This is a genomic window from Comamonas sp. UBA7528 (assembly GCF_002479375.1).
Lineage (GTDB): Bacteria > Pseudomonadota > Gammaproteobacteria > Burkholderiales > Burkholderiaceae_C > Comamonas.
In genome coordinates, this window is sequence record NZ_DLMU01000002.1 from 122456 (window position 1) to 139023 (window position 16568).

The 16568-nt window shown below is 66.5% G+C and carries 18 protein-coding genes; 5 read left to right on the top strand and 13 right to left on the bottom strand.

Annotated features, from left to right (window positions below):
- Nucleotides 1-140 precede the first annotated feature (140 nt).
- The 6 genes from murI to B3349_RS02455 form a co-directional block, all read right to left on the bottom strand.
- On the bottom strand, nt 141-1055 hold the full coding sequence (gene murI, locus B3349_RS02430; RefSeq protein WP_291586132.1) for a glutamate racemase: 915 nt from the start codon (nt 1053-1055) through the stop codon (nt 141-143).
- A gap of 155 nt (nt 1056-1210) precedes the next feature.
- The gene (locus B3349_RS02435; protein ID WP_291586134.1) at nt 1211-1792 is read right to left on the bottom strand and encodes a GNAT family N-acetyltransferase; all 582 of its coding nucleotides are present in this window, start codon (nt 1790-1792) and stop codon (nt 1211-1213) included.
- A gap of 11 nt (nt 1793-1803) precedes the next feature.
- Nucleotides 1804-2334 carry a hypothetical protein gene (locus B3349_RS02440; protein WP_291586135.1) on the bottom strand — a complete coding sequence of 177 codons (531 nt, stop codon included), beginning with the start codon at nt 2332-2334 and terminating at the stop codon, nt 1804-1806.
- Nucleotides 2335-2492: 158 nt separating this feature from the next.
- Entirely contained in the window at nt 2493-3089 is a 597-nt protein-coding gene (locus B3349_RS02445; RefSeq protein ID WP_291586137.1) for a hypothetical protein, read from the bottom strand.
- A gap of 228 nt (nt 3090-3317) precedes the next feature.
- Complete coding sequence (locus tag B3349_RS02450) at nt 3318-4691, bottom strand: sigma-54 dependent transcriptional regulator (protein ID WP_291586139.1); 1374 nt, start codon at nt 4689-4691, stop codon at nt 3318-3320.
- A gap of 10 nt (nt 4692-4701) precedes the next feature.
- Nucleotides 4702-6126 carry an acetate kinase gene (locus tag B3349_RS02455; protein ID WP_291586141.1) on the bottom strand — a complete coding sequence of 475 codons (1425 nt, stop codon included), beginning with the start codon at nt 6124-6126 and terminating at the stop codon, nt 4702-4704.
- Nucleotides 6127-6754: 628 nt separating this feature from the next.
- Between B3349_RS02455 and B3349_RS02460 the strand changes: the two genes are divergently transcribed.
- The 4 genes from B3349_RS02460 to B3349_RS02475 all read left to right on the top strand — a co-directional run bounded on the left by B3349_RS02460 (nt 6755) and on the right by B3349_RS02475 (nt 9804).
- Nucleotides 6755-7924 carry a hypothetical protein gene (locus tag B3349_RS02460; RefSeq protein WP_291586143.1) on the top strand — a complete coding sequence of 390 codons (1170 nt, stop codon included), beginning with the start codon at nt 6755-6757 and terminating at the stop codon, nt 7922-7924.
- 195 nt (nt 7925-8119) lie between these two features.
- On the top strand, nt 8120-8389 hold the full coding sequence (locus B3349_RS02465) for a hypothetical protein (protein ID WP_291586145.1): 270 nt from the start codon (nt 8120-8122) through the stop codon (nt 8387-8389).
- 72 nt (nt 8390-8461) lie between these two features.
- Nucleotides 8462-9220 (top strand): C39 family peptidase, encoded by a 759-nt coding sequence (locus tag B3349_RS02470; protein WP_414646845.1) that lies wholly within the window; start codon nt 8462-8464, stop codon nt 9218-9220.
- Nucleotides 9220-9804, top strand: coding sequence for a hypothetical protein (locus B3349_RS02475; protein ID WP_291586149.1), 585 nt, complete (start codon nt 9220-9222; stop codon nt 9802-9804). Before B3349_RS02470 ends, B3349_RS02475 begins: the two co-directional genes overlap by 1 nt.
- Nucleotides 9805-9928: 124 nt before the next feature.
- Here the strand turns inward: B3349_RS02475 and B3349_RS02480 are convergent, their stop codons facing one another.
- The 5 genes from B3349_RS02480 to B3349_RS02500 form a co-directional block, all read right to left on the bottom strand.
- Nucleotides 9929-10339 carry a VOC family protein gene (locus B3349_RS02480; protein WP_291586307.1) on the bottom strand — a complete coding sequence of 137 codons (411 nt, stop codon included), beginning with the start codon at nt 10337-10339 and terminating at the stop codon, nt 9929-9931.
- A gap of 38 nt (nt 10340-10377) precedes the next feature.
- A complete protein-coding gene (locus B3349_RS02485; protein ID WP_291586151.1) occupies nt 10378-10884 on the bottom strand; it encodes a GNAT family N-acetyltransferase in 507 nt (168 codons plus the stop codon).
- Nucleotides 10885-10965: 81 nt separating this feature from the next.
- On the bottom strand, nt 10966-11454 hold the full coding sequence (locus B3349_RS02490; RefSeq protein WP_291586152.1) for a DUF2214 domain-containing protein: 489 nt from the start codon (nt 11452-11454) through the stop codon (nt 10966-10968).
- A gap of 6 nt (nt 11455-11460) precedes the next feature.
- Entirely contained in the window at nt 11461-11874 is a 414-nt protein-coding gene (locus tag B3349_RS02495) for a DUF6152 family protein (RefSeq protein ID WP_291586153.1), read from the bottom strand.
- 66 nt (nt 11875-11940) lie between these two features.
- The gene (locus tag B3349_RS02500; protein ID WP_291586155.1) at nt 11941-12402 is read right to left on the bottom strand and encodes an SRPBCC family protein; all 462 of its coding nucleotides are present in this window, start codon (nt 12400-12402) and stop codon (nt 11941-11943) included.
- A gap of 223 nt (nt 12403-12625) precedes the next feature.
- Between B3349_RS02500 and B3349_RS02505 the strand changes: the two genes are divergently transcribed.
- A complete protein-coding gene (locus B3349_RS02505; RefSeq protein ID WP_291586157.1) occupies nt 12626-14341 on the top strand; it encodes a tannase/feruloyl esterase family alpha/beta hydrolase in 1716 nt (571 codons plus the stop codon).
- Between the two features lie 76 nt (nt 14342-14417).
- Here B3349_RS02505 and B3349_RS02510 read toward each other — a convergent pair whose 3' ends face one another.
- Together B3349_RS02510 and B3349_RS02515 are read right to left on the bottom strand one after the other, a co-directional pair.
- Complete coding sequence (locus tag B3349_RS02510) at nt 14418-15053, bottom strand: DUF938 domain-containing protein (RefSeq protein ID WP_291586159.1); 636 nt, start codon at nt 15051-15053, stop codon at nt 14418-14420.
- A 261-nt stretch (nt 15054-15314) separates the two neighbouring features.
- Nucleotides 15315-16370, bottom strand: a complete 1056-nt coding sequence (locus B3349_RS02515) for a TerB family tellurite resistance protein (protein ID WP_291586161.1) — start codon at nt 16368-16370, stop codon at nt 15315-15317.
- Between the last annotated feature and the right edge of the window lie 198 nt (nt 16371-16568).

Genomic DNA, 16568 nt, shown 5'->3' on the forward strand with positions numbered 1-16568 from the left:
CCGGGCTGGCGCCGTGGATGGCGTGGCGTGTGGAGCCTGCAGCAGGCTGTGCTCGCTGACTGCGAGCCGGCCACACCGCAGGCCATAGACAGCCTGAACCTTCTGCGCAGGCTTGTGCCCTCCGCCGGCAGTGCCATCGTTCAGCGCGCTGGCACAGGCTCCGCATGCAACGGTACATCCACCGTGCGGCAGCAGTCGGCCGGCAGGTCCAGCCAGCGCCGGGCTGCAGACTGCAATGCGTCCAACTGGCCGGTGGTCATCAACTGGATCTGCGTGGATCCGGCCAGCGCATCGGGTCTGGCGGTGGCCGGCTCCGGTGCCAGTGTGCCGGCCTGGGCCAGGATGCGGCGGGTCTGCCGTGCCACGGGGGCACCGGTGTCCACCAGCTGCACCTCGGGCCCCAGCAGGGCGCGCAGATCGTCCTTGGCAAAGATGTAATGGGTACAGCCCAGCACCAAGGTGTCAATCTGCCCGGTCTTGACGCCAAAAGTGCCGAGGGCGCCGGTGTAGCGCGCGCACAGGGCTCGGATTTCGGTGGCGCTGGCATCCTCGGGGGGCGGTGCTTCCGTGCTCACTTCGATCGCACGGGCCAGACCGTCGCAGGCCTGCACATGGAACTGGGCGCGGCCGCCATGTTCGGCCACCAGGCGGGCAAAGCGCTGGCTGTTGACCGTGCCGCGCGTGGCGATCACACCGACATGGTGGGTCTGGCTGGACAGTGAGGCAGGCTTGAGGGCCGGCTCCACGCCAATCAACGGCAGATCGGGCATCTCGGCGCGCAGCAGCTCCACCGCAGCGGCTGTGGCCGTGTTGCAGGCGATCACCAGCGCCTTGATGCCGTAATGCTGCCGCAGGTGCTGCGCCACCGTGCGGGTGCGGGAGATGACAAAGGCATCGCCGCGCTCGCCGTAGGGGGCATTGCCGCTGTCGGCCAGGTAGACGAACTGCTCATGGGGCAGCTCATGGCGCAAGGCCTGCAGCACGCTGAGGCCGCCGATGCCGCTGTCGAACACACCGATGGGGGCGGGGGAGGCGGGAAGCGGGATGGAGACCATGGTGGTGGGGGGCGGTGTGTGTGGCGTTCGGAACACGGCAGTATGCACGGTTGCCGAGGGAACGAAGTCAAGGCCCGCCCATGGGCCGGTGCGCAGGGCGGTCTATGCGTGGCCTGCGCACCGTGAGCGTGTGGTGACCGGGTGCTGGCGTACCTTTACCGCGGCACGGTGTCCGCCGCCTGTAGGCGGTACAGCACATGGGTGCGCAGCGGGTGGCCTACCGCCAGGGCTGGGTGTTCGAACGTGGCGGCATCGCGCTGCATACCCAGGCGCTGCATCAGCGCCTGCGAGCGCTGGTTGCAGAGGGTGGTGAAGGCCACCACATCGGTCAGGTGCAATGGGCCAAAAGCAAAGTCCAGTGCGGCGCGGGCGGCCTCGCCGGCCAGGCCCTGACCCCACCAGGTGCGGGCCAGGCGCCAGCCGATTTCCACGCAGGGCGCAAAGGGCAGGGCTGCGCTGGGAATGTTCAGCCCCACAAAGCCGATGAACTGGCGCGTCTCCAGGTGCTCGACCGCCCAGAAGCCCCAACCCTGGCGCACGATGCGCCGGTTGATCTCATCGGCCAGGGCATTGCTTTGTGCCGTGCTCAAAGGGGCGGGAAAGTGGCGCATCACCTCGGCATCGGCCGTCAGCGCTGCAAAGGCCGGCCAGTCGGCCGGCTGCCAGGGGCGCAGCCGTAGGCGTGCGGTCAGCAGGACCTGGGGCTGTTGGGCAAAGCGGGCAGTGTGCGGTGGCATGGGGGCAAGGCTTACGTCGGGGTGTCGGTATCGTCTGGCACGCTGGCGCCGCAGCTGGGGCAGAACTGGTGCTGGTGGTCGACGGCATGGCCGAGCGGGCACTGGCGCAGCCGCAGCAGGTGCGGCATGCGCCAGGCGGAATAGAAGATGCACAGCGCCACGGCATAGAACAGCATGCCATGGCCGGTAAAAGCGCGCAGACTGCCCCATTCGGATGTCTTGTCCTTTGCAATGCTGACAAAGAAGTTGGCAAAGGCATAGGCGAACAGCAGGCCGATGGCGACACGCATCCACAACGGGCAGCCCGCCAGCACCCGCTGCCACGAGAACTGCTTGCGTCCGCCGGGGCTGATGCGCTGGGCAATCAGCACCGCCGGAACCCAGGCCGCAAACATGCCGCCGATCAGCAACTTTGCATGTTCCCGGGCCAGGGGCTGGAGCAGCCCGGGCATGTGGCCCGTCCAGGCGGCCAGGTGCAGGGAAAAGCTCAGTACCAATCCGGTGGCAGACAAGGCCATCAAGGGCCACAGAAAAACATGCATGGAACAGTGAGAGGGCAAACGGGTCGCGATGGCGCCGGCAGTGCTGCCATTGCTGCCAGCGCGGTCTGCGCGGCCGGCGTGCGCCCGAAAAGATCAAAACAGGTGGAGCGTCCGAGTATGCGGCATGACACACCACGCCAAATGCACAGGGCTGCGGTCTAGGGAGCGCTGCCGGTGTGTTCCGGTACGTTCAGTCGCACGGTGTGGACATAGTCCCCCAGGTCTGTGCGCCGGCTGAGCACCGTGGCGGGCAGCGGGCCTTCGGGCAATTGGTCGAAGGAATCGCTGTCCACGCAGAATTCGAACAACCAGAACCGGGTGTCGGCCAGTTGCAACTGGTGGTGGCAGCTGCGGCGGCCGGAGCCACGCTTTTTCTGGGCCTGTGTGCTGCGGCTGGCTTCCTCACCGGTCCAGCGGGTCAGCAGCATAGGGGCCGTCATGGCCAGATCCAGCCACAGCACCAGCAGAAAGAATCCCACACACAACGGGGCCAGGGTCCAGCGCTTGACGGGGCTGTAGCTGAGCCAAGGGCCCGCAGGCGTCCACAGACCGCGTCGAAACCAGTACCACAGCAGACCGCATGCCGCGCTGGTGCACAGCACGGCCAGCAGCAAGGCGGTGCGCGACCAGCCGGAGACGGGCACAAAGCTGCGCGAGAAAATGGGGACCAGGGCGCTGAGCATCACCAGCAGGAATACGCTGATCAGCCATCTCTGCCGCGTGGGGGTTCCGGGGGCCCAGAGTCCGTGTCTCATGCCAAAATTCCCTCTCTATGCGGTGCGCTGCCAAGCAGATGCTATGGTTTTATTATCCAGCAGCCAAGGCGCGGACCCGGTGCTCACCCGCCTGAGCAGGGGGCGTGCGCCACTGAAGAGCGGGCCGAGGCGGAACAGCGGGGAAGCCGCAGCGCTGCACAGCCATGTCGGAAGGCGCTCAGGAACCTCGGTATGACCTGCGAGATCAGTATGACCTGCATGGGTGCATCAGATCACGATGCCGTGCTTGTCCATCAGTCGGTACAGCGTCATGCGCGATACGCCCAGATCGCGCGCCGCCTGGGTGATGTTGTGGCCGGCTTTGGTCAGCGTGCTCTGGATGATCTCACGCTCGGCCTGGGTGCGGGCATTTTCCAGGCCGATGCCCACCAGTGGCTCCGGTGTGGACAGGCCCAGATCGGCGGCGCTGATCCAGCGGCTGTCGCTCATCACCACCGCGCGCTGCACGCGGTTGTACAACTCGCGCACATTGCCGGGCCAGTCGTACGCCGCCATGGCGGCCAGTGCGTTCTGGGCAAATCCGTGCAGGCGGGTGCTGCTGTGGCCACCGCACAGCGCAAAGAAATGCTGTGCGAGCACCACCACATCTTCCCGCCGCGCGCGCAGCGGCGGCACGTCGATGGGCAGCACATTCAGCCGGTAGAACAGGTCTTCCCGAAAGCGTCCCTGGCTCACCGCATGCTGCAGCTGCACGTGGGTGGCGGCCACCACCCGGGTATCCACTGCCACGCTGTTCAAGCCTCCCACGCGGTAGATGCTGCGCTCCTGCAGGAAGCGCAGCAGATTGGCTTGCAGCTCCAGCGACAGATCACCGATCTCGTCCAGAAACAGGGTGCCGCCATGGGCCGCTTCGATCAGCCCCTGCTTGCGGGCCGTGGCCCCGGTGAAGGCCCCTTTTTCGTAGCCAAACAATTCGGACTGGATAAGCGATGGTGCAATGGCGGCGCAGTTCACCGCCACAAAGGGCGCGGCGCAGCGGTCGGAGCTGTCGTGGATGGCACGTGCCGCCAGCTCCTTGCCACTGCCGCTTTCGCCGCTGATCAGCACCGGGGCATGGTTGGCCGCCACCTTGCGCAGCTTGAGGCGCAGCTGCGCCAGCACGGCACTGTGGCCGACCATGCCCAGCGTGGCTTCCCTGGTGGCGGGTGTGGATGGCGCCTGCAGGCTGCGCCGCAGCTCGCTGCGGCGGTACAGGTAGTCCAGCACGCGGGCCACTTCGGTCCAGTCGGGAGGCGTCAGCTGGTAGTCGAAAAAGCTTTCCAGCAGCAGGGTGCGCAACGCGGCCGATTCCAGCGCGCTGGCATCGCACAAGGCCACCCATTCCAGCGGCTGCAGGCGCTGGATGCTGGTGACGGCCGATTCCAGATGCGTCCAGGACAGGGGTCCATGGCCTGTGCTGCTGCAGGTGTGCGGGCCGAGCAGCAGCAGCCCCGCCTGGATGGGCTGCTGCGCCAGCGCCTGCCGGGCATCGGCCGTATTGCCGACCCAGATGGCCTCCCATCCCAGGTGGTGCAGTGCACACAACAGCGGGGAAGGGTCGGGCAGTCCCCAGGTCAGGGTCAGAACTTTTTTAGCCTGCATGCTCCATCACTTAAAACGACATGGGCACGCGCACGCTCAGGGACAGGTCGGGTGTGTCGCGGGTCAGGCCTGCACCCACCGATACATTGATCGTGGTGCGGGGGCTGTAGCGGTAGGAATAGCCCAGCAGCAGCGAGGCCAGCTGGATGCGCACGGCGTTGGCCAGGGCTGTGCCGTTTTGCTTGGTGCGGCCTACGGTGTTCAGTTCCACCCCCAGGCTGAAGGACGAGCGATCGTTGAGCGCCAGCCCCATGCCGAAGTTGATGCCCAGCACATCGCCGGGCTTGACCGAACCGATGTATTCCTTCTCGCCATTGAGCACTGTGCGGGAGACGCCGCTGCGCCCGAAGTTGTGCGTGTAGCTGACGCTGCCGAAGAACACGGCAGGGTCCGATGGCAGCAGCCACGTCAGGCTGGTCTGCAGGGAGTTGAAGCCGGAGCCCGTGGGCAGTTCCAGCGGCATGCCGGTGCCGGTGGTGTTGCCAATACAGCGGGTGACGCAGTCGGTCACCACATCGAAGGGGTCTTTGCCGGTGCGGGTCTTGAAGCGCAGGCCGGCGATCAGATAGGGCTTGTTGGCCTGCGGTTCGTTCAACTGGTAGCGCAGTGCCAGTTCCACGTCGCCGATGGCGTTGCCACGGTTGCTGAACGCGCGTTCCGACGCGGAGCCGGTGAAGATTTCACGGCTGATGGAATCATCGCGCCGCGATACATAGGGGATGCGGATTTCGCCTTCCAGGCGCTTGGTCAGGCCGAAGCGGCCCGTCAGTGCCATGGTCAGGGTATTGCGTTTGACTTCACGCACATCTACCAGGCCAATCAGCAGAGCGGGAATCACGGTGTAGCCCACCAACGCCACCCGGTTGCTGGAGGAGTAGCCGTATTGGACCGAGGGCTCCAGCACGTAGTGGCCGGGTTGGGTCAGGATGCCGGGCTGCTCGAAGATCTGGGCCACCTGCAGCGGCGCTTCCGGCTCCGGTGGCGCAGTGCCCACCCGCACGGCGCGGCCCCCGGGATCGGGTGGTGCCATGCCGACGGCGGCGGTGGCGGCCGGTACCGCATTGGCTGCCGATGGCGACCGGTAACCGCCATCGGCGACCGCGGTGGCGCCGCCTGGCTGGGCCTGCATCTGGCGCTGCAGCTCATCGTGCTGGGAAACTTGTGTGTCCAGTCGTTCGCGCAAGGCCTGGATTTCCTGTGCCTGTGCCTCCAGCCGTGACTGCAGCAACTGCACCTGCTGCATCAGCGTGGGAGGGCGCGCCGGCACCGGCGCGCGGCTTTTGGTGGCACGTGGTTTGCTGAGGTTTTCCGACGTGGAGGATGCCGGTGCATCGGTGCTTTGTGCCAGGGTGTATCCCGGCGCCAGACTCAGCAGCGGCAGCAGACATGCCGCACCGTAAATGCGCGGTTTCAGCGCGGAATGCAGGCTCGGCATGGATTGTCTCCTCGGTACGCAATCGACTTGCTCGGATGCCTTGTGCAGCGGCCACCGCCTTTTCCGTCCAGGCATTTCGAAGGCAGTGTGGAAGACGTCCCGACAAGCGGCAAGCCGCCTGCTGCAAGCGAACGTAACGGGTGTTCAGGAAATCTTTGCATGCTGCACAGCGGTGTCGCAGCCGTGCAGCACCGGGGCCAGGCAAGGGCTCCTGAGAAGCGCAATTTCGGGCCCAGCGCAGGTCGGATGTCACATGCACGTGACGGTGTGTTTTATGTGATTTTCCTATCGAGATGGCGCATCCATAAAGGGAAATGCATGGGCTGAATGCGGGCCGTGCGGGGTGCTATGCCATGCCGTTGGCCTGCAGGAAAAGTCAGGTGGCCGGCATGCCATGTCACACCCATGTGACAGACCGCAACGGTGGTGCGCACCCTTGTGGAAGGCTGCTGTGGGTGTGGGGATCTTCTACAACCAGAAACAAAAAAGATCGAACCTGAATCAGGCTATACAAGCGATTGAAGCGCAGTGAGCACTGGCATAGAAGCTGCTAAGCGACCTTCGATCTGCGCCTGCGCAAATCACTCCTAGTCGGTTTTCATTCCTTTTTCCCTATTTCGGAGGACGTATGCAAAAGACACTTCTGGCCACTGCTGTGGCTGTGCTGCTGGGTGCCAGCGGCGCGGTCATGGCCAACACCACGGATCAGGATACGGTGCTGGGCAACAACACATCGAACAGCACGATGAATGAGGACTACTCCAGCACCACCAACACCGCAACCACCACCACCACCACGCGCACTCCAGACAACAGCATCAACAAGAACTCCGGCGCTGCCACCGCCAGTGCTGCGCGTTCTGTCGCGCTGAACAACGGCGCCACCGGCAACTTCAGCAACGCGTTCAACGTGACCACGGCCGTGGCCAGCAGCAACCTGACCGGCTATGTGTCCGGCAATGCCATCAGCAATATCGGCAACTGGGCGACCAATGCCGGCAATGCCAATGGCGGTACCGGCAACGGCGGCACAGGTGGTGCGGGCTCCGGAGGAACGGCAGCCGGTAACGGCCAGGGCGGCTCCGGCGGTACCGGCAACGGTGCGGTGGGTGCCACAGGCGGTAGTGCCTCCAACGGCAGCAGCTCCGCTGGTGCCGCCAACAACCAGGGTGCGAGAGCCGGCAACGGTGCTTCGGGCAATGGCGGCGGAGCAGGCGGCGCCAACAGCGGCGGTCCCGCTTCCACCACCACCACAGCAGGTGCCGGCGGCGGCGGTGCTGGCAGCAGTGCTGGCGCCACGGGCGGCAGCGGCGGCCTGCTGGGTACGGGCGGTGCGGCCGACAACTCCAGCGGTGCAGCATCGGGTGGCGCAGGCTCGGCAACGGCCGGTGGCGGTTCGCCCATCAGCACCGGTGGGGAAGGCACCCGGACTGCAGGCAGCGGTAGCGGTGGTGCCGGTGGCAGCGCCACCAATGGCAGCGCAACCTCGGGCAGTGCCAGCAATGGCTCGGCCACCGCAGGCAACGGCGGCAATGGCGGCAACGGCACGGGCGGTACAGGTGGTGCAGGCAGCGCCACCAACACCGCCCATGGCGGCACCGGCGGCACCGGCGCAGGCGGCTCCGGCGGCGCAGGCGGCACCAACCGCGTGAACGCCGGTACCTTCAGCATGGCCAACACCATGACCAGCGTCGGCCAGTCGGCCGCCGGCATCATGATCGCCAGCCAGAACAGCGGCCTGTCTTCCATGGTGCAGCAAAGTGTGAACGTCCAGGCCAATCTGGCCGTGGGTCGTTAACGCGCAGCGGCTGCAACCCCCCTGAGATGGCCGGGCGGCCATTTCAGGGGCGCGTTGCGGCAGTTCGACACTCTGTCCCCAGTGAAAGGAGCCGCCATGTGGGTCTCGATTTCGCACCGGTGCTGGCCATGGGTCTGCAGCCTGCTGCTGTATGGAGTGACGGCATTGCCCGCAGGGGCGGAGCCTTTAGCGGTCGTGGGTGCATCCGCCGCGGAGTCGGTGTTCGGCACGCCCGTGCCAGCCAGCCAGCTGGCCGATGCGCGCGGTGGATCTTTTCACACCGAAAACCAGATGACATTGACCGGGACCACCAGTGGCAACAGTGCCCAGAACGTGATCACCGGCAGCAACGCCATCGAAGCCGGTTCCTTCGATCAGATGACCGGCCTGCCGGTGGTGATCCAGAACTCGGGCGCCAATGTGCTGATCCAGAACGCCGTCATCGTCAATTTGCAAATGCAGTGAACCGCGCGCATTGCGCTTTCATTGCCGGGGGAGCTTGCCATGCCCGCACCATCCTCGTTGTTCTGCCTGGCCATGCTGCGCGCGGGGCAGCCGGCGCCGGGTTTTCGCGGCCTCTGCCGGGGGCTGTGCCTGGCTTGCGGCCTGATTGCCGCAGGGCTGGCGCAGGCGGCGGAGCCTGCTGTCGCCGCGCCTGCTGACACCGGCCAGGGCTACGCCTACTTTGCATCGCTGGGCCAAGGCAGCGTGCGCCTGCCCATCACCAGTTTGCGGGACGGTCGCCTGGCCCGCACGCTGATCCAGCAGTACGACTTCAGCTGCGGCTCTGCGGCCCTGGCCACCTTGCTGACCCACCATTACGGCATGGCCACCACCGAGCAGGCTGTGTTTGAATACATGTTTGCGACGGGTGACCAGGCCAAGATCCAGAAGGAAGGTTTTTCGCTGCTGGACATGAAGCGCTATCTGGCGCAATGGGGCATGCAGGCCGATGGATTTGCCCTGGGGCTGGAAAAACTGGCCGAAGCGCGCACCCCCGCCATCGTGCTGATCAATGAAAACGGCTACCAGCACTTCGTGGTGGTCAAGGGGCTGGAAAAAGACCGTGTGCTGTTGGGCGACCCCGCCCAGGGGACGCGTGCCATGTCGCGCACGCAGTTTGACGCCGTGTGGCCCAGCCGCCTGCTGTTTGTGATCCACAACCGGATCGGCCAGGGCCAGTTCAATCTGGCGCAGGACTGGCAGGTGGCGCCGCGCAGCCCGCTGGCGCAGGGGCTCAGCCGCGAAAGCCTGAGCGCCATCACCTTGCCCAAGCATGGCGTGGGAGACTTCTGATGTCCCGCAAACACCTTCCTGCGTGGTGCGCGGCCAGTCTGGTGCTGGCGGCGGCCGCACCTGCGCTGCAGGCCCAGGAAATGCCGGAAACCACGGTGCGGGCATCTGCCGGACCCTCCAGGGCAGTAGAGCAGATCTGGCACACGGTGGCCGATGCGCAGCTGGACCGCATGCGGGGTGGTTTCGATGTGGGCGGCGGACTGATGGTCTCGCTGGGCATCCAGCAAGCCACCTATATCAATGGCCAGCTGGTGACCCAGACCGCGATTCCGCTGGCCCAGCTGAACCAGCTCACCGCCGCCCAGGCCGCCACCTTGCGCGAGCGGCTCAACACCTTGACGGTGGTGCAGAACGGCCCCGGTAACCGTTATGGCGCGATCCAGAGCCCGGCCGATGGCAGTGCGCTGGTCAGCCAGATTGCCGGTGCAGGGGCTGGGACGGTGATCCAGAACAGCCTGAGCGGCCAGCGCATCCAGCAACTGACCACCATCGATGCGAGCTCCAACGGCATGGGGCTACTGCGTGCCGGCCAGTGGCAGCAGACCTTGCGCGACAGCATGGGGGCCGTGGGCGGCATGCGCTGAGCGCCTTTCAGGTCCTGGGGCCGTGTGCGCCCGGTGCAAGCTAGGCCCGTGCCGTGTAGATGGTCTTGCCTTCCTGCCCGCAAGCCACGTCTGTTCGGGGTCGCAGGCAGGCCAGGTGGGGCCGCTACGCCTGCTCGGCGTTGCCGCTCGCCACCGGTGTGCACAGCTCCACCAGCGTGCCGTCCGGACAGCGCACATAGGACACGGTCTGCCCCCAGGGCTTGGCTGTGGGCGGCGACAGTTCGGCGGCACCTGCGGACAGGGCCTGTGCATGGGCGCCCGCCACATCGGCCGTGACCAGGGCGATTTCAAACCCCAGGGGCTGGAGGGACGAGTGGGCTGCCACATGGCCGCCCGGGAAGTTGCTGTCCCCGAGTGCATGGGCCGCAAAGGCCAGGGTGGTGGCGCCGGTGTCCAGCTCGCCATAGGTGCCGGAATCGTGCACAAAGCGCTGGCGCAGGCCGAAGGCGCGCCGCCAGAAATCCAGTGAGGCTGCCACGTCGGGCACGTAGATGATGGTGTATCCCAGCTGCATGGTTCGTTCCTGCATGGTGTGGTCGCTGTGCCCCGGGTTCAATGGGGGCCGAATGCCGCATGGTATGCGACCTCGCCGGTTGCCTTGCTGTTCCCGAAAGCCAGTACCTGGAAGTAGGGCGCAGGGACACCGGCAAAAACGCACTCGGCACGGTGGGCGAAGCCAAAGCGGCCGTAGTAGGCCGGCTCTCCCAATACCACGCAGCCTGCGGCACCCCGGGCACGCAGCAAGTCCAGCCCTTGCTGCACCAGGGTAGCACCCACTCCCTGACCTTGGTGCAGGGGCGCGACCGCGATCGGGCCCAGGCCGTACCAGCCCGCACTGCCGTCGGAAAAAGTGATCGGCGAAAAAGCCGCATGACCGACCACCTGTCCATCCTGCTCTGCCACCAGCGACAGCGTGAGCGCTCCCGCCGCGCGCAGGCGCACAATGATCAGGTGCTCGGTCTGGTCACTGTGCGGGTGGTGCTGGAACGCGGCACGGGTGATGCGGTCGATAGCGTCCACATCAGCGGCAGTCTCGGGGCGGATGGCACAACGGGGCATGGCAAAACGCAAGGCAATGAATGCGGTGGAGCGTGGCAGAGAACCCGGCGTGCATTGGGCCGACCCGCAGGGCGCCGCCGTTCAGAGAAAGCCGATCCAGCGGCCCACCAGCACCATGGCCAGCCACAGCAGCAACGACAGGGCCGCACGGCAGCGCACCGCCACGGAGGGCGCTGCGGTGTTATGTGCACTGGCCGACCAGCCGATCGCCCCATGCTGCCAGGCGATATTGCCCAGGGCCAGCACCAGCAAGGCCAGCTTGCATTGGAAAGCGGTGTTGACGGCGTAATCCGCCGGGCGCACGCTGAACAGCCACAGACCGGTCAGCAGCGCCAGCGCCAGGCCCAGGGCGGCCATGGACTGCAACACCGGCCGCAATGCAGCCAGGGGCACCTGACGCCACAGCCCCAGCAGGCGCAGATCCAGCGGCACGATGGCGCCCACCAGCAAGCCCAGGCCCAGGATGTGGGCGGCATTCACCCACAGATAGGCCGTGCCCGATGCCTGCAGCCAGCGTGCGCCAGGCCACAGGGACAGCGCCTCCAGGGCCTGCAGCAATGCCGCGGGCATGGGGGCTCAGTCCTGGATGCGCTCGGGGTACATGTCGTAGTTTTTGCCCCCCACGGTGATGCGCACGGCTTTCATGTGCAGTGCCTGGGCATCCTTGCTGCGGTTGCCGCGCACGGTGATGGCGTCGCCCACCTGGGCGGTATTGCCGGCAAAACCCGAGCGCTCGGTCTGCGACGGATTGCCCAGGTCCACCTGCCAGCGCCCGCCATCGGCTGCCTGGACGGTCAGCACAGGGTGGGGCGGCGCCATGGAAATGCGTGCAATCTGGCCTTGCAGCGTCATCTGTTCGCCTTCGGCCCAGGACCAGCCATGGTGTGCCTGGGCTGCGACCGTGCCCAGCAGCAGCGCAGTGGCCGCGGCCAGGCGGGACAGGGGCAGCAGGCGGCGCTGCGGCCCGGATGGGTGGGGCAATGGGGTCATCGGAGCCTCCTTGCAGACGGTAGGGTGGGCGAGCGGGGGCACGGACTGCGCCGTGCGGGGGATGGGTCAGCTTGCGTGCATTTCCTGCGCCTCACACAATGCCTTGAGCCGTTGCAGCGCGCGCGGGTAGGTGTCGTGCATGTATTGCACATAGTCGGCCACGGTGTCCACTTCCACCCGCAACTCGGTGCCGCCGGCAGGCAGATCCCGCAGGTGGAAGTTCTCGTAGGCCGGAGCCCAGGCCAGTACCTGGGGACTGTGCGTGTCGTCCACACCCTGGCGGATCTCGCCCAGGTGGCGGATGGACAGCAGGGTGCCTTCGCGCCGCTCGGCAATTTCAGAAGTCATGCCATCGCCGCTGGGCGCCAGGAAACGGATTCTGGCACCTTGCTCCCACGAGCCTTCGTAGGTGGAGCCTTCGCAGAAGGCGGACGTCCAGTCGCGGTAGCCGTCCGGCGACTGCAGGGTCAGCCAGACCCTGCTGCGCGGGGCGGCGATGCTCACCGCAAAGTACAAGCGTTGTGTCATGGCAGCGGTCCTCCGGGTTGCAGGATGGCTCCATGGTAGAGCGCCTGCGGCACCGGCACATCCCTCGTGCCTGCTGGCGGTACGGGTTTGCTGCAGTGCGGCACCATGCTGGAAAACCATGTGCAGACATTCCCGCAGACCAGCCCTTGAGGCCCTGGTGGCAAGGCCGGGCGCCGGAATAATGGCTGCCGCACTTTTTCCTTTCACATCTGGCGGAGGCAACATGGCGGTGGACTTTGCAGCGGGGACACGGGGAGGCTACGGTGGTGGGCTGGCGGTTGTGGCCATGGGCCTGCTGCTGGCGGGTTGCGGCACGGCGCCGCCGCAGTTGCCGGCCCAGCCGCTGGCATGCAGCGCCTTGCAGGGCCAGCAGGTGCCGGCTGGGCAGATCGCTTTGGCCACCCGGGGCGCGGTGGTCACCCAGGCGCAGGAGGTGGCAGCGGCGGGCGAAGGCGCTGCCGCCGTGGGGGCCTATTGCAAGCTGCTGGTGGACATCCGTCCGGTGGACCCGGCGGCCCCCATGATCAAGGCGCAGTTCAATCTGCCGCAGCAATGGAATGGCAAGGCCTTGATGGGCGGCGGTGGCGGCTACAACGGCACTATCCCCAGCATGACGGGCAACTATGCGGCCGGGCCTGCGCGCACGCCGGTGCCGCTGGCTCAGGGCTATGCCACGTTCTCCAGCGATTCCGGCCACCAGGCGGGAGCCACCACCAGCCGCGACGGCAGCTTTGGTACCAACGATGAGGCGGTGCGCAACTTCAGCGGCGATGCCCTGAAGAAGACACGCGATGTGGCTGCCCAGCTCATCGGCTGGCACTACGGCAAGCTGCCTGCGCGCTGGTATTTTGTGGGCGGCTCTACTGGCGGGCGTGAGGCCCTGGCCGTGGCACAGCGCTGGCCCAAGGATTTTGATGGCGTGATTGCCTGGTACCCGGCCTGGAATGCTGCGGCACTGGATTTGCAGTTTGGCCGTATCACCCGCGCCCTGGCCCAGCCAGGGGCCTATCCCAGTCAGGCACAGCGTGCGCAGCTCCTGCGTGCTGCGCTCCAGACCTGCGACAAGCTCGACGGGGTCGAGGATGGCGTGGTGTCCAACGTGGCCGCCTGCAACCGCCAGTTCGACCCGGCCACCGCCCTGGTGGACGGCAAACCGCTGCGCTGTGAAGGCGGGCGCGCTGCGGGCGACCACTGCCTGGCCGATGCGCAGATCACGGCGCTGAAGGTGATGGACAGTCCCATCACCTTCAGCCGTCCGCTAGGCAGCGGCGAAACACAGTATCCCGGCTTCAACCTCTGGGGGGCTGACCTGGGCCTGGCGCGTGGCACGCCGCAAGCGCCCACCATCACGCTGCTGGCACTGGGTACCGGCCAGCCCGGCAGCCCCATGCCGCTGACAGCGCCCTATCACAGCGTGTTCTGGGACCAGTGGGTGCGCTTCTTCGTCACGCGCGATGCGCAGTTCAACAGCCTGACGCTGGACCCGCAGGCCCCCGGCCCCTGGCAGGCGCGCATCGATGCGCTGACCCGGTTGCAGGACATCAACCGCACGGACCTGTCCGCCTTCCGCGCACGCGGCGGCAAGCTGCTGATGGCGCATGGCACGGCCGATGTGCTGGTCAGTACCCGGGCCACGCAGCAGTACTACCAGCGCATGGTGCAGAGCATGGGCCAGGCGGCGGTGCGCGACTTTGCCCGCTACTACGAGGTGCCAGGGTATGGCCACGCGGTCAGCGGGATCTACAACGCCGCATGGGACAGCCTGGCGGTGCTGGATGCCTGGGTCACACAGGGCCAGGCCCCGCAGGCGCAGGTGGTGGAAGACACCGTGGGGCAGCCGGGCCGCACCCGCCCGCTGTGCGAATACCCCAGTTGGCCGCGTTACAACGGCAGTGGCGATGTGAACGCCGCCGCCAGCTTTCGCTGCGTGACCGAATAGACGCGCAGTCCGCCTGCATGCTCCCACCGCCCGCGGGAGCTTGGGTGGGAGCAAGGTCGGCCATCAAGACCGGCCATCAGCCTTTGCGGAACACCAGCGTACGGTTGTTGGCCGGCATGGCATGGTCCTGCACCAGCTCCAGCCCATGGCGGGTGCCCAGTGCCTGCAGGGCTTCCAGGTCGCGGATGCCGCTGGCTGCATCGCGCTGGCGCAGCCAGGCATCGAAAGCGCGGTTGCTGTCGCTGGTGAACTGGCCGCCGTAGTTGAACGGGCCGTAGACGGCGAACACGCCCCCCATGGGCAGATGGGCGCCCACCAGCGCGAACATGCGCTCCACCAGCGGCCAGGCCACGATGTGGCAGGTGTTGCTGGTGAACACGGCGTCGAATGCTCCATCGGCTGTCTGCGGCCAGTGGCTGCTGTTCAGATCAAAGATCAGCGGTGCACGCAGATTCGCGGCGGGCTGGGTAGCATGCCAGGCGAGGATGCCCGCATGGTGCTCGGGCAGGTCGCAGGTCTGCCACACCAGTTGCGGCAGGAGGGGTGCCATATACACGCTGTGCTGACCGGTGCCCGAGCCGATTTCCAGCACCTGCCGCCGATCGGCAAAAGCCTGTTCCAGCACCGCCAGGATCGGCGCCTGGTTGTTGGCGCAGGCCTGGGAGAAAGGGCGTTCGGCTGGCGTGTCGGGGTGGGGTGTGAACGGATGCATGCGAAGAAGAGGACGGGTGTCGGGAAGAAGGATTGTCCGCGCCACAGAGCCATGGCGACCCATGGCCCTCTGACGCCAGGGCCCTGCCGTACAAGTGTGCGGGGGCCGCGTACACATGCAGTGCCTGGAGCGCACGCCCCCCATTTCCTGCCCGCTCACCCCATGGCGGCTGCAGGCCGTACGCAGGCATCGGCGGGCTTTCCTGGCTGTCCTGACTGCGATAGGCCATGCCATGGCCGCCGCAGTTGGCCCCGGCTGCGTTCAGCCTCCGCGCACCATCTGCAGGATCTTGGCGGTGTTCAGCCCGCGTGCGGTTTCCTGCATCTGGGGCAGGTAATGGGCCTGCAACTGGCGTCCGTCGCGCATCACATGCTGGTAGGCGCTCTTCAGCATCTCGGTGCTCAGGGTGCGGCCGCCGGAGTAGTACTGGTTGGCCACATGGCCCAGGGCGTAGGTGCTGGCAAAGCTCATGCCGCTGCTCACGGCCTGTTTGCCCAGGCCGCCGAAGATGCCTTTGCCGGCCTTGCCCAGCAGGCCGCCGAGCAGCTTTCGGCCGGCTTCTTCCAGGTACTGCGAGGTCAGGCCCACGCCCAGCGCGGCCAGCAGGTCCTTGATGTGGCCCTTGTCCAGCTCGTAGCCATAGCTTTGACCGATCTGGTAGACCAGTCGCATCTGCAGCGGAATGATGGCCAGAGTCGACAGGTTTTCCGGCAGCAGCTCGATGGCACCGTTCACGATGGCGGCTTTCAGAATCTTGCTGTCCATTTCGGTGGCGGACAGCTTGCCGGGACGGCGCTGTGCCGCTGCACACAGCGGGTCGACCGCCGTGGGGTGAGGCACCGGTTCCTGCGAGGGCAGGGTGTCCACGTCAGGCAGTTGTGCGTTCAGCGGCGCGTCGGCGACGGTCTGTGCCTGGCTGTCGAAGCTGCTGGCCGCACCTGCATAGCCGGCCACCGCGGTGGCTGCATTGCTGGCGTTGCCGGTGCCACTGGCGCCCATGCCCCAGGCCTGGCGCAGCTGTGCCAGAAAGTCCTGCTCCTTGGCGCTGGTGTGGCCATCGGCCTCGCACACGCAGACCGCCATTTCATAGGCCAGCTGGCGCGCTTCGGGGGTGGAGAGCTGGGCCAGCACAGCGGGCAGTTGCACGCGGCGCAGCAGCACATCCTGGTACAGGCCGGGCAGGTTCACTTGCTGGTCCCCCGCCAGACCTTCGGCCACCTGGCGGATCTGTTCGCGCTCGCGATCGTGCTTCTCTCCGTCGGCGAAGGAAGCCAGGAGGCAGATGGTCAGGGTGGCGCGAATGTCTTCAGAGGTCATGGTGTTCCCAGGTAGGTGAAGGGGTCCAGATGGGAGTGCTGCGCAGGCAGCAGGTTCCGTGCACGCCAAGGCGCTGTTTGAAAAGACAGCAGCCTGTGCACGTGCAAGGCATGGGAGCGGCCTGTGTGTGGTGAATTCTGGTGGGCCGTGGCGCCCGGCGTCGGATCTGCACATGCTGCCGCTGGTCGCTGTTCAAAC

Coding starts and splice junctions, on each gene's coding strand:
- murI (WP_291586132.1), bottom strand. CDS start 1,055: ATGGTCTCCATCCCGCTTCCCGCCTCCCCCGCCCCCATCGGTGTGTTC.
- B3349_RS02435 (WP_291586134.1), bottom strand. CDS start 1,792: ATGCCACCGCACACTGCCCGCTTTGCCCAACAGCCCCAGGTCCTGCTG.
- B3349_RS02440 (WP_291586135.1), bottom strand. CDS start 2,334: ATGCATGTTTTTCTGTGGCCCTTGATGGCCTTGTCTGCCACCGGATTG.
- B3349_RS02445 (WP_291586137.1), bottom strand. CDS start 3,089: ATGAGACACGGACTCTGGGCCCCCGGAACCCCCACGCGGCAGAGATGG.
- B3349_RS02450 (WP_291586139.1), bottom strand. CDS start 4,691: ATGCAGGCTAAAAAAGTTCTGACCCTGACCTGGGGACTGCCCGACCCT.
- B3349_RS02455 (WP_291586141.1), bottom strand. CDS start 6,126: ATGCCGAGCCTGCATTCCGCGCTGAAACCGCGCATTTACGGTGCGGCA.
- B3349_RS02460 (WP_291586143.1), top strand. CDS start 6,755: ATGCAAAAGACACTTCTGGCCACTGCTGTGGCTGTGCTGCTGGGTGCC.
- B3349_RS02470 (WP_414646845.1), top strand. CDS start 8,462: ATGCTGCGCGCGGGGCAGCCGGCGCCGGGTTTTCGCGGCCTCTGCCGG.
- B3349_RS02475 (WP_291586149.1), top strand. CDS start 9,220: ATGTCCCGCAAACACCTTCCTGCGTGGTGCGCGGCCAGTCTGGTGCTG.
- B3349_RS02480 (WP_291586307.1), bottom strand. CDS start 10,339: ATGCAGCTGGGATACACCATCATCTACGTGCCCGACGTGGCAGCCTCA.
- B3349_RS02485 (WP_291586151.1), bottom strand. CDS start 10,884: ATGCCCCGTTGTGCCATCCGCCCCGAGACTGCCGCTGATGTGGACGCT.
- B3349_RS02490 (WP_291586152.1), bottom strand. CDS start 11,454: ATGCCCGCGGCATTGCTGCAGGCCCTGGAGGCGCTGTCCCTGTGGCCT.
- B3349_RS02495 (WP_291586153.1), bottom strand. CDS start 11,874: ATGACCCCATTGCCCCACCCATCCGGGCCGCAGCGCCGCCTGCTGCCC.
- B3349_RS02500 (WP_291586155.1), bottom strand. CDS start 12,402: ATGACACAACGCTTGTACTTTGCGGTGAGCATCGCCGCCCCGCGCAGC.
- B3349_RS02505 (WP_291586157.1), top strand. CDS start 12,626: ATGGCGGTGGACTTTGCAGCGGGGACACGGGGAGGCTACGGTGGTGGG.
- B3349_RS02510 (WP_291586159.1), bottom strand. CDS start 15,053: ATGCATCCGTTCACACCCCACCCCGACACGCCAGCCGAACGCCCTTTC.
- B3349_RS02515 (WP_291586161.1), bottom strand. CDS start 16,370: ATGACCTCTGAAGACATTCGCGCCACCCTGACCATCTGCCTCCTGGCT.